Source organism: Beijerinckia indica subsp. indica ATCC 9039 (genome assembly GCF_000019845.1).
GTDB classification, from domain to species: domain Bacteria; phylum Pseudomonadota; class Alphaproteobacteria; order Rhizobiales; family Beijerinckiaceae; genus Beijerinckia; species Beijerinckia indica.
In genome coordinates this window covers 3897063-3911031 of the sequence record NC_010581.1, presented here as the reverse complement: position 1 = coordinate 3911031, position 13969 = coordinate 3897063, and the positions used below count along the sequence as shown (strand labels likewise).

The following is a 13969-nucleotide window of genomic DNA, read 5'->3' as shown; positions in this document are numbered from 1 at the left end:
AGTCTGTAGCAATCTCAGGCCGTAGCAGCCTCGGGCATGACGCCGACTGAGGCGAGATAGTCGGTCCAGCCCTTGATCGTTAGCGTCTCGCGATATTCCTTTTGCATGGGCGGCGTCAGAACCTCGATCATCTGGCTGCCCTCGATCCATAATTCGATGACACCGAAAGCCCCGCCGCGCTTGCGATATTTGGCCGGCCAGCCTTCACGTTGCGCGATCGCGAGAACCTCTTCCTGCGAAAGAGAACTGGCGATCGCTATATGGGTGGCTGAGCGGCGTGATTCACTGCCATGGACGCCATAGCTATCGGCGTCGCCCTCGGCTTCCACCAATTCGGTGCCGCGCGGATAGACTTCGATCAAGCTGTTGCGTGTGTCTCCCGCCAAAGCCACCCAGCTTCCCTCGATCACCGGCGGAAAAGGGGTTGCAATGCCGCCCCAGAGTTCGGCGATGACCTGCGCGATATGGCGTGGATCATCGGCCTCAATAGACACATGAAAAATCATGAGCATTCTCCCTTAAATACCGGCGGTCTTGTTGCTGACCGTCTGGAGGCACCGATTATGGCCCTCTCGGCGCAAGTTCACGTTTTTTTGATGATCCTGCAAGGGCCAATAAATTTGTCACGCTGAGTGATCAAGCCGAGCTGACCAAACTGGGTTAAGGGGACTCCGGCTTCGTCCGCTTTAGGACTGCTGCGGCGGTCGGGCCTTCGGTTCGGCAGGGAGAATGATTTGGACGCGCTTTTGTTCACCAGTCCAAGGCTGGCGGGGCCTCGGATGCGGTCTCTTCGATCCGGGCTCGAGCGGGGCCGCTGACCGTCGCGGGCAGATCCGTTGAGGCATAAAATCGTGCTTCTTCCAGGGCACGACCAATGCGCGGCTCGATGCCGGAATGTGGCCATAAGAGGATATAGCAAGCGACATGGCTCCGCGCGCGCGGATGATGAAAGAGGCCATGGAGCAGCGGGACGTCAGGTATCTGAAAATCGATTTCGGCCTCGAGATGTCTCGCCAGGGCCGAGACGACACTTTCACCGCGATGGACAGGGCCACCCGGCAAATACCATCCGGCTATGCCTTTGCGGCGGACTAGAAGAACACGTGCGTCGTGATCGAAGACCAGGCCACGCACACCAAGGCTCGGTGCCGGATGCTCGCCCCGGTTCGTGCTGGAAGCGGAACCATAAGAACTGCCGGATCGGGCGGCGGATCTCCGCTTTTTGTCGGCAATGGCCGAAAGGATCACCGGAAAATGAGAAAACACCCGCCAAAGTGCGCGGTTCGACATGAATCGAAAACTCCTTGCATCGCCAAATTGGCGGTGAATTCTTGAAATTCGCTGAAAGCATTTCGGAAAAATTGAATGATCAAGGCAGAAGGCTTACAAACCGCAAAGCATGCTTCCCATTTCGAGGCCGCGCATATCTTTGGGGAGAAGAAGAATCGCGTGGCACGCGGACGGCATGTCTAGCCAGGAGAGCCCTCGTCCTATTTTAGTGCGTGAGGGCTGAATAGGGGCGGGATGCGTGAAAAATTTTTCTGAATTGAGCGAACGCGAGATTCTCTGCCTGGCCATTGCGGGGGAAGAAGAAGACAATCGCGTCTATTCGACATTTGCAGAGGATCTTGCCGACCGTTATCCAGCGACGGCGAAGGTTTTCGCGGAAATGGCGCAGACCGAAGCCACCCATCGCGAAATGCTCAATGAGCTTTACAAGGACAAATTCGGTCCCGAACTCGTCCCGATCAGCAAGGGGGACGTCAATTTCTTCATCAAGCGGCCGCCGGTCTGGTTGACCCGCAATCTTTCGCTCGACACGATCCGCCGTGAGGCTGAGATCCGCGAGGCGGAAGCGGCGAGTTTCTATGTCAAGGCGGCGGCCAGCGCCAAGGACCCGGCGGTGCGGCAATTGCTGCGCGAACTGGCCCAGACCGAAATGACGCATGAGGAAATCGCCGCCGATCTCGAGACCAAATATCTGACCGTCGATGCGCGCAAGACCGAGGAAATGACGCATGCGCGTCTCTTCGTCCTGCAATATGTGCAGCCGGGCCTCGCTGGGCTGATGGATGGTTCGGTCTCGACGCTGGCGCCTTTGTTCGCCGCGGCTTTTGCGACGCATAATAATTGGAAGACGTTTCTCGTCGGTCTTGCCGCTTCGCTGGGTGGCGGCGTCAGCATGGGCTTTGCTGAGGCGCTGTCCGATGACGGCACCATGACTGGGCGCGGCGCGCCGCTTCTGCGCGGCCTCGCCTGCGGCCTGATGACGACGATCGGGGGGCTTGGCCATACGCTCCCCTATCTTGTGCCCGACGAATGGCCGAATGCCTTTCTGATCGCCACCAGCATTGCTGGCGTCGTGGTCTTCTTCGAACTCTGGGCGATTGCCTTCATGCGCACCCGTTACATGAAGACGCCCTTCCTCCGCGCCGTCCTGCAGGTCATCGTTGGCGGTTTGATCGTGTTGATCACGGGCATTCTCATCGGCGGGGCCTAAGCAGCCTTGCGTGGTTAAAACCAATGCTGCCAAGAATTTTAAGTGTAAGCAAACTTGGAACAGTTTGCTTAGGATCGAAATCACAGATTCTCGAACCGTCACTTTTTAAACTTATCCACTTGTCCTCATTGAACCGCAACACGTCGCGCTTCAATGAGGGTGGATACTAGAGATATGATCGGGAAATGTCCCTCGTGAGGCTGGCGTGACCTTTCTGCTCGCGCATTTATCTGATCCGCATATCGGTCCCTTGCCGGTGCCGCGCCGCCGCGAATTGCTTGGCAAAAGGCTGACCGGTTATCTGAACTGGCAGCGTGGACGCTCCACCGCTCACGATATGGAGACGCTCGGCCGTCTGGTCGCGGATCTTAAAAGCCATCATCCCGATCATATCGCAGTGACGGGGGATATTTTGAACCTCGGGCTCGCCGCGGAATTCCCGCTCGGCCGGCTCTGGCTCGAAAGCCTGGGGCAACCCGAAAACGTTAGTTTCGTGCCAGGCAATCATGATGCCTATGTGCGCGGCGCTCTGCCGGATCTCGCGCGGACCTTCAAGCCCTGGACGGCTGGAGAGCATCCCCTTGGGGAGTCTCTTCCCTTTGGACAGTCCATGGCGACGGCGCTTTATCCCTATTTGCGTCGGCGAGGGCCCGTCGCTCTCATAGGCCTCGCTTCGGGCGTTCCCATGCCACCCTTCATCGCCTCCGGTCGCCTCGGCAGACAGCAGCTTGCCGGCGCCGAGACTCTGCTGAAGGAGGCGGCGGCGCAAAATTGTATCCGCGTCATCATGCTGCATCACCCGCCCTGGGCGGAAGGCAAATTCGGGCGCGGCCTTGTGGACGCTCGTCCTTTCGCGGAAATGATCGGACGCGTTGGCGCCGAATTGATCCTGCATGGGCATGAACATCGCCCCTCGGTGACCTATCTGACGGGACCGAAAGGCCGGCGCGTGCCCATCGTCGGCGTGCCTTCCGCCTCGCTCGTGCGCGGGTCACCTTATCGCTATGCCGCCTATCATCTGTTCGCGATCGAGGGGACGGGCGCCGAGCCGCGCATCAAAGCCTCGGCCTGGGGCTTGCTGGCCGATGGAAAGACGATTGGTGACCGGGGCGCCGTGCCCGTGTGATCGGGCTGCCAGGCTGTTCGGGATCGTGATGTGCGGCGCGCTTTGAAGAGCGGGGAATAGATATGTCGGATTGTCCTTCGGAAGGACCGGATTACCGCGCCTTCTTTCTCGATGAAGCGGGCAAGATCAAAAAGTCGAAAGTGTTGAAGGCGTGCCAGACCGATGCCGAGGCGATCGCCGCCGCTGAAACATTGCATGATGGGCGAAGGTTGGAAGTTTTCGACGGTTGCCGTCTCGTTGCCGCTTTGCCGGAACGACCAGCCGACGCTTCGTGAAGGCGGATGTCACGCCTTCTCGAGACCGCCGATGAGCCGGGTAATCTTGGCCGCGCCCTGCCGGACTTGTGGCCCCAACACGTCGATCCGCTCATCGGAGAGCCTGGAGGCTGGCCCTGACACGGAGACTCCGGCTACCGCCTCTCCGAATTCGTTGAAGATCGCGGCGGCGATGCAGCGCATCCCGAGATTGCGCTCCTGATTGTCGATCGCATAGCCGCGTTGCTGGATGTTTTCGAGATCGATGAACAGAGACGTGGGATCGGTGATCGTATTTTCGGTAAAGGCTGGCAGGCCCTTCTGCTGGATCACGCGCTCGATGGTCTCGCGGGGCATATGCGCGAGCATGGCTTTGCCGATTCCCGAAGCATGGGCGGAACGCCGCTCGCCGGCGCGAAAAAAGGCGCGAATCGGATCGTAACTCTCGACCTGGGTGACGAAGACCACTTCGCCGCCCTCGAAAATGCCGATATTGGCGGTCTCGCCGGAAAGCTCCATCAATTCCTGCATGACCGGTCGGCCGAGCGTGACGGCATTATTGCGGCGCTGAAACGCCATGCCGGCGCGAAAGGCCTCGACGCCAATGCTCCAGCGTTGATCCTGCTCATGCATTTCGACGAAGCCATGCGCCGCCAGCGTCATCAACAGGCGATGGACGGTGGACGGCGGCATATCGGCGCGTTGCGACAGAGTGGTCAGACCGATACCGTCCGATTGGGCGACGAGTTCGATCAGGGTCAAGGCACGGTCGAGCGATTGCACCACCGAGGCCACAGGCGTTTTTAAAACGGCAGGAGGCCGACCGCGCGGCCTCTTGATCGCAGGACCCAAAGCAAATCTCCTCCCGAACCACAGCGGTGGTTCGTTCCCACCGCTCCCGGTTTCCTCCATCTCATTAAGTCTACAGGGAATCGGCGGCGTTTTTCGCTTTTTTGAAAAGATCGTCGCTGGCGATGATCTTGTCGCCCTCATCCTCATGTACGATGGCGCCGAAATCGCGCGCCAGCGCGGTGCAGACGGCCATGACACAGGCCTGTTCACGAATATCCCCACCCCAGCGAAAGGCGATTGCGGTGTCTTGCTCCCCGAGCGCTGCCTTGAGATTGGGAGCGGGGTCAGCTGGCGCGTCCTGAAAACGGATATCGAAGCCCGCATCCTCGCCATCGAAGGTGCAGGGCAGATAGCTCACCGATTTGAACGGCGCATAGCCATCATCGAGAGTGATCTTGAGCTTGAGGGCATCGAGAGCCTTTTGCAGGCTTTTGCGGTCTGGAACATCCTTGCGGGCCAGATAGGCCGTAAGCGCGCGCGCCATGGGGTCTCCTGATGAGGGTCTCCTGCATGCTTCTCCAAGGCTTGGCAGTGCCACGGCCTACCGGAGGGCATATATCAATCAAACAAGCTTTCCCTCTAGCGTGAAACCGTTTCAAACACCAGTTGCGACAAGGCCCATACAAAAAACCTCGGAGAGCCAAAGGGTGCCCTCAGAACGGGTGATATTGAAAGGCCCAGGTCTCGCTCAGCACTTTGTTGCCGGTTTTGAGATAGAGGCGCATTTCGACGGGATCGTTTGTGTCGGCCGGGGCGCTGTCGGTGAAGTCGAATTGCGCCCGCCAATGGCCCGGCACGTCATCGGGCACGGCTTCGGTAAAAATATAGGAAAAGCCGCCGCGCGAGGCCCAGAGAACGGCCTCTGGCTTTTCACCGGGAAGGAGGTCCTTGAGGGGGCCGCCCAAAAATTCGACCATGAATTTGCGGATGCTTTTCGGCCGTGGTTGGCCAGGCTGCCCGCCATTGCCGAGCCGTGTCGCGATGCAGCGTGCAAGCGGGCTCGGAAAGGGCTCATCGGCCTGCCAATAGAGTTTATAGGCGAGGTTTAATTCGGTTCCGGCCGTCATGGGCTGCTCCGGCACCCACATGACGACGATATTGTCGTGGATTTCGTCGTTGGTCGGAATTTCGACGAGCTGGACCGCGCCTTTGCCCCACTCGCCCAGGGGCTCGACCCAGAGGCTCGGACGGAGATCATAGCGCACCCCGTCCAAGTAGTGATCGAAAATGCGATCCCGCTGCAACAGGCCGAAGCCGCGCGGATGCTGATCGATAAACGAGGAGACCATGGTGCGCGGCGGATTGTTGAGCGGCCGCCAGAGGTGCTCGCCATTGCCCGTGAAGATCGCAAGCCCATCGGAATCATGCACTTCCGGTCGCCAATCGACGGCGGTCGGCTTGACGGTTTCGGAGAACCAGAACATCGAAGTCAGGGGCGCGAGACCGAAACGGGTGACGGGCTTACGGATAGAGAGCGTCTGGTCCACATGCATCGTGACGCCTTTATCGCGCGTCAGGACAAAGCGGCAGGCGCCCGTTAGCGAAGGGCTTTCCAGCAGCGCATAGATCGTCAGGCCGTCGCGGGTCTCATCCTGTTCGATGAAGAAACCCGTGAAATCGGGAAATTCCTCGGCATGGCCGGCGACTGCGACGTCGAGAGCGGCAGCACGCGCCGAAAGGCCATATTGATGCAGGGCGCCGATCGCCCGGAAATAGGACGCGCCGAGAAAGGCTACCCAATCATTATGGCGCCAATCAAGGGCACCATCGCGGGCCTCCTGGATGCGCAGACCGGCAAAGCCGGCGTTTGGCGACAGGCGCCGCGCCGGTGAGTCCGCCGGCATTTGGAAGTAAGAGGGATCATAAAGGATCTCTCGCGCCGTGCCATTTGCGACGACATGCATCGCGACCGATTTGTGGAAGAAATTGCCGAGCGGGAAGAAACTGACCGGAAAGCGACCGGGCCCTTCGGCGAATAAGGCGTGATCCATGTCGAAACTAATCTCGCCCCAGGCGTCATAACCGAGTTGAGCGATGATATCGGGATCGATTTCCGGGGGTGGCGAATAGGGGGCGGCGGCGCGTCGACGCGCCAGATCCTTCAAGAGGGTGAAAGAAAAGGGCTCGGCTGGTCCAAGCCGTAATCCCAGTTGTGAGGGGTTTTTCGCGGGATCAGCGCGAAGAAAAGCCGAACTTTGGGACAGGAGACCGAAAGCCGTCAGGGCTTTCAAGACGTCGCGGCGGTGCCGGCACAAGCCAACGCTCTCGGACTCAAATGATTTTCCGCTCATGCTTCCATTCAATCGGAGAAAGGGAAAGCCTGAGTGATTCTAACAAACTATACTGAATAGTCTCTGACTGCAAAGCGAGAGCTGGAGGCTCAATCGCGAATCGGCTCGTTCTTTATCGCGGTGCGCATAAAATAAAATAAAAGGACGAAACCGCAGAGGGCGAAAAGGATTTCGATGGCACGGCTGATCATTGGATCGAGCTGCAGGAGACCACCGAGTGCCCAACCCGCTGCCCAGGATGCACCCACCATTTCGGTACCGACCAAGATAGCCACGGCGACCAAGGTCGAGACATGCAGCCAGTTGATCGTTTTTGTCGTTTCCGCCGAGGAGGCCAATGCTGATGTCCTTGTCGTTTGATGGAGTGAGGTTACGGCTCACCTTATCCGCCGCGCCGCCCATAATACCAAAGGTCGTGAAGAACGACCTTTGGTTCCTTTCTTGAATTTTCGCTTTTTCAAAGCGAGAGCGAAAATTCAAGAGCGGTCCAAAGGTCATCTATTATGACCTTTGGTATAAGGGGGATCGTTCTTTTTCCAGGCTTGCCGGTATAGAAAAAATTCTGCCTCGTTGAAAGAGGCCCTTCAAGAGGGCCGGACAACAATGAAGAACGGCGCGGATTTCAGGGACATCGAACATCCTGAAAAAAGCACGCCGGCCACAAGGGCGCCATGTAACAGAGGGAACGCTATGGGCAGGCTAGCCATTCAAAAGCGAGACGGCCGAAAACAAGACGATGTCGTCAAGGGCCGTGCTGATTGGAGCAGGCCGAACAAAGGGGAGAATCCCGTCACCACGCCCAATATCACGACACCCTATCACCTCCTCGGCGACATGACCGAGGATTTGGCGCGCCGGCGGGGTGATGCACCGGCCTTTACGACGATTCTGCCCAATGGCATGAGCGCCACGCTCAGCTTTCAGGAGGTCGAGGATCGCTCCAATGCCTTTGCGGCGTTCCTGCGCGGCGAACTCGGCGTGCAGCCGGGGGAGAGGATCATGGTCCTCATGCCCAATGGCCTCGCTTATCCCATTGTAGCCTTCGGGACGTTCAAGGCGGGTTGTATTCTCGTCAATGTCAATCCGCTCTACACCGCGGCGGAAATCTCGTATGTCGTCAAAGACGCGGAACCCTCCGTTGTCGTCGTGCTCGACATGATCGCGGACCGGCTCGAAGCGGCGCTCCAGGGCCTGCCCTATCCGACCGTTATCATTGCCTCGGTCGCGGAGTGTTTTTCCTGGCCACGGAAGCTTTTGATCTCCCTCGTGCAGAAACATATTCGCAGCGAGATCCCGCGGCATAGCCTTGACAGCATGAGTTTCGCCTCGGTGCTGCGGGACGGCGCGGCCTTGATCACCAATGGTGCCGAACGCGCGGCTCACGCGGCAACCTTGTCGCCCGAGACGATTGCCTGTCTGCAATATACCGGCGGCACGACCGGTGTGAGCAAGGGCGCCATGCTGAGCCATTACAATCTGCTCATGAATGTCGCGCAATTCATGAGTTCGGCGGCCTATGATGTGAATGAGGAGGATGTCATGTTGACCGTCCTGCCGCTCTATCACATCTTCGCTTTCACAGTGAATTTGCTGGGCCTGTTCTCGGTCGGCGGCCGCAATATTCTCATCCCCAATCCGCGTCCGCTCGGCAATTTGCGCTCCGCTTTCAAACACCTCCCGATCACCTTGATGACTGGTGTCAATCCGCTCTTCAGGGGACTCGTGAACGAGGCCTGGTTCCGTGATGCGCCGCCTCCTTCCCTTCGCCTTTCCTGGGCGGGAGGCACGGCCTTGCAGGTGGATGTCGCCCGCGATTGGGAAGATTGCGTCGGCAGTCCGGTGATCGAGGGTTATGGGCTGACCGAGGCCTCGCCCGTTGTGACCTTCAATCCTGTCCCACGCCCGAAACCGGGGTCGATCGGCGTCGCCTTGCCGGACACCGAGGTCAAATGCGTCGATGAGAACGATCACGACGTCCCGTGCGGCACGGCCGGCGAACTCGTTCTGCGCGGGCCTCAGGTCATGCTCGGCTATTGGCGGCAAAAGGAGGAAACCGCTCATGCCTTGCGTGGCGGCTGGCTGCATACGGGCGATCTCGCGACCATGGATGAAGAGGGCTATTTCACCTTGATCGACCGTCTCAAGGACATGATCCTTGTTTCCGGGTTCAATGTCTATCCAAGCGAGATCGAGGCGGTTCTTTCTCGATGCCCGGGCGTCGTGGAATGTTGTGTGGTCGGCGTGCCGGATCCGATCGCGGGAGAAGTTCCGAAAGCCTTCGTCGTGCGGTCTACTTCTTTGGTCAATGAGGAAAAGATCCGGCACTGGTGCCGCCGCGAATTGGCAAGCTACAAGCTGCCGCGCCATGTCGAATTTCGAGAGTCTCTGCCGAAATCCATGCTTGGCAAGGTTTTGCGCAAGGATTTACGGGGCTCGGTCGCTGCCAAGTGAAACGTGAACAGACCAGGCGGACAGAGTGAAGGTGTTTGCCGCTTTGGAGCATCGGACATACGAGCCGAACCCTATTCAATTCCATAAATATTTAAAAACGCTTCAGATCCCACCCCATAAGTGGTGTCCACTTCTGGGATGGGTGCTTTAACTTTTCAACGGAGTGAGGCTTCAGAAAGGGACCCCGACCCTGAACATGATTTCATCCCGCGCATGTTCGTCACCGTAAATTCGTCCTCCAACGGACACGGCTCTTTGGTCTTCGTTATAAGTTGCGACCATGGGCAATTGATGCCGCCAAGCCGCCGTCACCCAAAAATCCTTAGTCGCGTAATGCAGGACCGGGCCGACGAAAAAGGCCGAATGTTCCGCAGAATTGAAAGCATAGCCGCTAAATTCGTTGTGTATACGTGCTTCAAAGCCGGCAAACCAATTATCCACGAAGTGATAGGAAGCGCCTACACTCACATCGAGCGGCGAGGCTTTCTCGATCTCTCCCTCCTTGGTGGTCTCACGCTCGATCGTGCCAAAAACATTCGCGGCAAGGATCAGGCGGTCATCGAACAAATTCTTCTGGAGGATCAACTTCCACTCAAGGTCAAATTCGGCTGGCCCAATTTCGGGTTCGGCGTAAAGCGCCAAGCCGATCGGATCGGTGATGGGATTGAGGACCTGATAGATGAATTCTGCGGCGACAGTGTCGAACCTCGCCCTGCTATAGCGCCCGAATGGATCAGCAGAAGAATCTCGAAATTGGCTGACCCCAGGGCCACCTGTCGTGCCATCAATTCCGTTACGGGCTGCGTTCGCGTAAGTCCAGTTCAGATAGCCGGCGAGTTGCAGCCTGTCCGTCACTCCATATTCGATTTCTTCCTGATTTTTGAGGAATGAATAATGGCCGCGCGATTGGCTCTGTTGCAGGAATGATTTGTGTTCGTATTCAGCGGTGCCCGGAGGATGAATCTCGGCCATATAAAGCCAGCCGAAAAGCGATTCACCAGCGCTGGCGCACGTTACATTGCACAGTCCCACTAATGCCAATACGAAAACGAGAAGGCGCGACATTTTCCGCGACATGCATTGGTTGCGAGCCAAAGTCGAGCGTTTCCGCCGCGGCAGATTTGATTGACCAATCATATTGTTCCCCGTGATCCTCCTGCGTCTTCCCAGGACGCAGATATGCGAGGCCGCACGCAGAACAGACCGCGTGGGCTGACGTCGCAAAAGATGTTTGCAAAGAAGTGCGCCGCGATGTTTAAAATCGAAGCGGATTTACCATTAATGTTATTAAGTATTAATGTCAATAAACGATAACTATATTATAATTACTTTAATTAAAACTTGATATTATACAGTATAAATATTTTTATTGCACGGTTGTTGTGGCGATACACTAATGGAAGTGAGCAGATACGCGCGTTTGTGTAAACGCGCGCGCAGAGGATGGGCGGCGTTTGCCGAGTTTCACGTGCAAAATCAGGATGGCGATCGAAGCTAGACCCAAAGTCCAATGAAGGAGGCTGATCCAAGGCCGCGTTTCTTCATCGCCAAAATAATAGAGTCCATAGCCCGTGAGAATCAGAAGCGCCGCAATGCTCAGCATGAGGAAGCCGCTGAAAAGGTTTCGACGCATCGTAAAGGCTCGTCCTATATGGCCCGGAAAAACCGAACCGAGGATGATCAAGGCTCCCATGGCCGCCGCGCCATGGATACGCAGCCACAAGGGCTCGGATGGCGCTGCGGGCGTGCCGAATTCGCTGAATGGCGCAAAGAAATAATGGGCAATCAACCAGCCAAATCCAGACAGAAGCAATAAAATGCTGACCGCATAGATACAGAATTGGTGTTTGCTCCCAAGACGCAATGGAGGCCGCTGTAAAGTCGTCATGCCACATAGTCCTCCCTGAACCATGAGCGGCCGCATGTGTGCGGTCCAAATTTGTCGAAAACGATCGCCTGAGCATCAAACTGCTTCAGTATGAACTGCGCACGCTCCGGCTTGAGACGGATGATTTTCGTCAACGCATCCGCTGCCATGCATGTGCTTGCCGCGACACTGAAACTCCCGTCCCAACGCGTGCAGAGGCCAGTTTTGGGATCGACAAGCGGATCAATCTTACCTTCACCTACCTGTTTGCCGGCAAAATAGCCGGCTGACGTTGCGACAGCGCCATCGGAGAGCCATCCGACGCTCATCAGGACACCCGGCTCATAAGGGTGGCGAAGAGTGATTGGCCAGGCCTCACCGAAACAACGCAAGTCGCCTCCGGCGTTGACCATACCGTTCTTGACACCGTGTATTTGGAGAGCTGCGATAGCGCGATCGACAGCATAACCTTTGGCTATGCCGCCGAGATCGATCTGTCCCTTTCGCTGCCAGCAAATCCGGTGATCCGGCATGAGATGCAAATCACGATAGGTGACAGCCGTTTCGACAGCGCCGTTGGATCGAGGCAGAAAGTCGTGATCCATGAGTATTGACGCGATCGTGATATCGAATGCGCCAAGGGACCGTTTGGAAAGTGTATTCGCAAAGGCAAGCACGCCGTAGGTCTCTGGATCGATCGCGATTGCCTCATCCACCCCGGCGCGATTGATGCGTGACAAATCGCTCTCATGATCATGAAAACTCATCAATCGCTGTACGCGATCGATCGCCGCGAACGCCGCTTCAATTGGCCCAATGTCTTCGATGTCGTTGGCGGTAATCTCGACGATCGTGCCGAGCTGGAGTCGCGCCCGCCTCATCCCTTGCTGTAAGCCTCGAGCAGGCGTCTGACGGCATCGGTAATATGTTTGGCCGATAAAGTCGCTCCGGTAATATTTTTGATATCCGTGTTGAGCTGCAGCGGTGAGGACGCGTTTTTGCCGACGAATTGCGCTCGCCATGCAGGGTCGCGCACTTCATAGCCATAGGACTCATTATATTGCATGATCTCGATCTGCTTGACCGTACCATTGGCATTGATGCCAACAGCCAAACTGATCTGCTCATGCTTGCCAAGGACTTGTTCGACAATGAACGTGCCTCCCGTCGACGTATGCCAGACGTTTGGCTTGCCTGTGCTCGTGAAGGTTGCTCCAGGAAAGATCGCTTTTTGCGCCTGCTCGACGCTGAGATAGGTCGTGGCATGGACCGAGGTCGAAATCGCCGCCACCGGCAGCAGGAGCCACTGATAGGGATGTCCACTCATCGCCTAAACTTCAGAATAGAGAAGCAGAATTGGCACAGATTCATGGGCGATAGACTAGTTCTATACGCCTTTTCTGATCGTCTTGAGCATGTGAACGGCATTTTCCAAAACCTTGAATTGATACTCGCCATAAAAACACAAGTATATTTTCAGTTATGTTTACAAACATTCCAGGCAAAGCTGTAGCGTGGCGCATTTCATGCGCTTATATATATGATTCTCCATATTTTTCTTTATTTATACGCTGTACTGCCACAAGAATATGACAGTCGTCGCTATTTGCTAGAAAAAATACTGTTCACAAAAATTTGTCAATAAGTATATCAAACTCTTTAACTATAGTAATTCTAATAAGGGCTGCGCATTCCGCGCCGGGAACCTGCTCGTTGCCACGCCGGTAGGCAGGAAGCCGTCATAGCGGCAGGAACGAAAAAGCCCGGTGGCAGGGGACGCCATGCACGTGGAGTGGTTACCGCTTTGCCGTGGCTACGGCGCCAAGGTCTGCGCAGTCTCGACATCAAAGACTGCCCTTCACCTCTGCGGCCGCACAATCCTTCCTCTAAACGCTCCGCATCGCCGCACAGTATCGATCGCTGACAGATCCTGGAGCACTCGAAGCACACCAGCGACGAACCCAAATTTCCGATACATCCGAACATTATTGCATTGACACCGCTCTCTGGAGCGGCAATTATGAATAGGTATTAGACATAAATCGCACGAGCCCGACTCGCCACGATAACGTCATGCCACACGAGCCTCTTGGGGCGGAGTCTGCTGCAGGAAAAATAAAATAAATACAATAATATAAACATAAATATAACAGAGGGAGGTCAAAAATTGGGGGACGTGCAGGATCATCACCAGCCTCGTCAATAGAGGCCTTCTGCCTTGCATGGGTTTGGCAGCACACATGTAACCTGCCAAGGCATCGGACAAACATCCTCATCAGCACCGTAAAGGCCGATCGGACCGATGACGTCAAACCAGCGCGCTGGTTTGTACGACAGCAATGAATGTCGCCCAAAATGATGGGCTTGGCGTTGTCATCCTCAAAAATACTGTTTCCGCGAGCAACGCCAATCGTCCATCGAGAACGGCGGCATAAGTCTGTTCAACTGACAACGATAGGATCCGATCATTCAAATCTCCGGCAACCCGGTAGCCGGGAGTGTCCGCACGGCTTTTGTACGGATTGAAACAGATTGGCTGCGCGCTTGAAGAGAGCCGCGCGCCGAATAATTCCTTGCGCGATCCAGCCAAGGACAATCTCCCTTCGTCACGATCGAGAGTGCGAAGGA

15 protein-coding genes are annotated in these 13969 nt (G+C 56.5%); 4 read left to right on the top strand and 11 right to left on the bottom strand.

Annotation, left to right across the window (positions count from 1 at the left end):
- Positions 1-14: 14 nt before the first annotated feature.
- Positions 15-506 (bottom strand): hypothetical protein, encoded by a 492-nt coding sequence (locus BIND_RS17485; protein ID WP_012386350.1) that lies wholly within the window; start codon positions 504-506, stop codon positions 15-17.
- Positions 507-750: 244 nt separating this feature from the next.
- Positions 751-1290 carry an NUDIX domain-containing protein gene (locus BIND_RS17480; protein WP_012386349.1) on the bottom strand — a complete coding sequence of 180 codons (540 nt, stop codon included), beginning with the start codon at positions 1288-1290 and terminating at the stop codon, positions 751-753.
- 238 nt (positions 1291-1528) lie between these two features.
- On the opposite strand from BIND_RS17480, the gene mbfA reads away from it, so the two are divergent.
- The 3 genes from mbfA (at position 1529) to BIND_RS17465 (ending at position 3901) form a co-directional block, all read left to right on the top strand.
- Positions 1529-2500, top strand: a complete 972-nt coding sequence (gene mbfA / locus BIND_RS17475) for an iron exporter MbfA (RefSeq protein WP_012386348.1) — start codon at positions 1529-1531, stop codon at positions 2498-2500.
- A gap of 205 nt (positions 2501-2705) precedes the next feature.
- Entirely contained in the window at positions 2706-3626 is a 921-nt protein-coding gene (locus tag BIND_RS17470) for a metallophosphoesterase family protein (protein ID WP_012386347.1), read from the top strand.
- A gap of 62 nt (positions 3627-3688) precedes the next feature.
- Positions 3689-3901 carry a hypothetical protein gene (locus BIND_RS17465; protein WP_012386346.1) on the top strand — a complete coding sequence of 71 codons (213 nt, stop codon included), beginning with the start codon at positions 3689-3691 and terminating at the stop codon, positions 3899-3901.
- A 9-nt stretch (positions 3902-3910) separates the two neighbouring features.
- Here BIND_RS17465 and bhcR read toward each other — a convergent pair whose 3' ends face one another.
- From bhcR to BIND_RS17445, 4 genes are all read right to left on the bottom strand, one after another.
- Positions 3911-4732, bottom strand: a complete 822-nt coding sequence (gene bhcR / locus BIND_RS17460; protein ID WP_012386345.1) for an HTH-type transcriptional regulator BhcR — start codon at positions 4730-4732, stop codon at positions 3911-3913.
- A gap of 70 nt (positions 4733-4802) precedes the next feature.
- Positions 4803-5216 carry a hypothetical protein gene (locus BIND_RS17455; protein WP_012386344.1) on the bottom strand — a complete coding sequence of 138 codons (414 nt, stop codon included), beginning with the start codon at positions 5214-5216 and terminating at the stop codon, positions 4803-4805.
- Between the two features lie 169 nt (positions 5217-5385).
- Positions 5386-7023, bottom strand: a complete 1638-nt coding sequence (locus tag BIND_RS17450; RefSeq protein ID WP_012386343.1) for an OpgD/OpgG family glucan biosynthesis protein — start codon at positions 7021-7023, stop codon at positions 5386-5388.
- Between the two features lie 89 nt (positions 7024-7112).
- Positions 7113-7361: a hypothetical protein gene (locus BIND_RS17445; protein ID WP_012386342.1), complete on the bottom strand. Its 249-nt coding sequence runs from the start codon at positions 7359-7361 to the stop codon at positions 7113-7115.
- 352 nt (positions 7362-7713) lie between these two features.
- On the opposite strand from BIND_RS17445, the gene BIND_RS17440 reads away from it, so the two are divergent.
- Positions 7714-9474, top strand: a complete 1761-nt coding sequence (locus BIND_RS17440; protein ID WP_012386341.1) for a long-chain-fatty-acid--CoA ligase — start codon at positions 7714-7716, stop codon at positions 9472-9474.
- Positions 9475-9645: 171 nt separating this feature from the next.
- On the opposite strand, the gene BIND_RS17435 is transcribed toward BIND_RS17440, so the two are convergent.
- From BIND_RS17435 to BIND_RS21460, 5 genes are all read right to left on the bottom strand, one after another.
- Positions 9646-10446 carry a DUF6662 family protein gene (locus BIND_RS17435; protein ID WP_202944761.1) on the bottom strand — a complete coding sequence of 267 codons (801 nt, stop codon included), beginning with the start codon at positions 10444-10446 and terminating at the stop codon, positions 9646-9648.
- Positions 10447-10867: 421 nt separating this feature from the next.
- Positions 10868-11362 carry a hypothetical protein gene (locus BIND_RS17430; RefSeq protein WP_012386339.1) on the bottom strand — a complete coding sequence of 165 codons (495 nt, stop codon included), beginning with the start codon at positions 11360-11362 and terminating at the stop codon, positions 10868-10870.
- Complete coding sequence (locus BIND_RS17425; RefSeq protein ID WP_012386338.1) at positions 11359-12222, bottom strand: FAD:protein FMN transferase; 864 nt, start codon at positions 12220-12222, stop codon at positions 11359-11361. Before BIND_RS17425 ends, BIND_RS17430 begins: the two co-directional genes overlap by 4 nt.
- The gene (locus BIND_RS17420; RefSeq protein ID WP_012386337.1) at positions 12219-12668 is read right to left on the bottom strand and encodes an FMN-binding protein; all 450 of its coding nucleotides are present in this window, start codon (positions 12666-12668) and stop codon (positions 12219-12221) included. The genes BIND_RS17425 and BIND_RS17420 overlap by 4 nt, the downstream gene beginning before the upstream one ends.
- A gap of 981 nt (positions 12669-13649) precedes the next feature.
- Entirely contained in the window at positions 13650-13931 is a 282-nt protein-coding gene (locus tag BIND_RS21460) for a hypothetical protein (protein WP_148210681.1), read from the bottom strand.
- Between the last annotated feature and the right edge of the window lie 38 nt (positions 13932-13969).

Bases quoted from the DNA above. Each gene is read 5' to 3' on its own strand.
- BIND_RS17485 (WP_012386350.1), bottom strand. From the start codon at position 506: ATGATTTTTCATGTGTCTATTGAGGCCGATGATCCACGCCATATCGCG.
- BIND_RS17480 (WP_012386349.1), bottom strand. From the start codon at position 1,290: ATGTCGAACCGCGCACTTTGGCGGGTGTTTTCTCATTTTCCGGTGATC.
- BIND_RS17465 (WP_012386346.1), top strand. From the start codon at position 3,689: ATGTCGGATTGTCCTTCGGAAGGACCGGATTACCGCGCCTTCTTTCTC.
- BIND_RS17455 (WP_012386344.1), bottom strand. From the start codon at position 5,216: ATGGCGCGCGCGCTTACGGCCTATCTGGCCCGCAAGGATGTTCCAGAC.
- BIND_RS17450 (WP_012386343.1), bottom strand. From the start codon at position 7,023: ATGAGCGGAAAATCATTTGAGTCCGAGAGCGTTGGCTTGTGCCGGCAC.
- BIND_RS17440 (WP_012386341.1), top strand. From the start codon at position 7,714: ATGGGCAGGCTAGCCATTCAAAAGCGAGACGGCCGAAAACAAGACGAT.
- BIND_RS17435 (WP_202944761.1), bottom strand. From the start codon at position 10,446: ATGGCCGAGATTCATCCTCCGGGCACCGCTGAATACGAACACAAATCA.
- BIND_RS17430 (WP_012386339.1), bottom strand. From the start codon at position 11,362: ATGACGACTTTACAGCGGCCTCCATTGCGTCTTGGGAGCAAACACCAA.
- BIND_RS17425 (WP_012386338.1), bottom strand. From the start codon at position 12,222: ATGAGGCGGGCGCGACTCCAGCTCGGCACGATCGTCGAGATTACCGCC.
- BIND_RS17420 (WP_012386337.1), bottom strand. From the start codon at position 12,668: ATGAGTGGACATCCCTATCAGTGGCTCCTGCTGCCGGTGGCGGCGATT.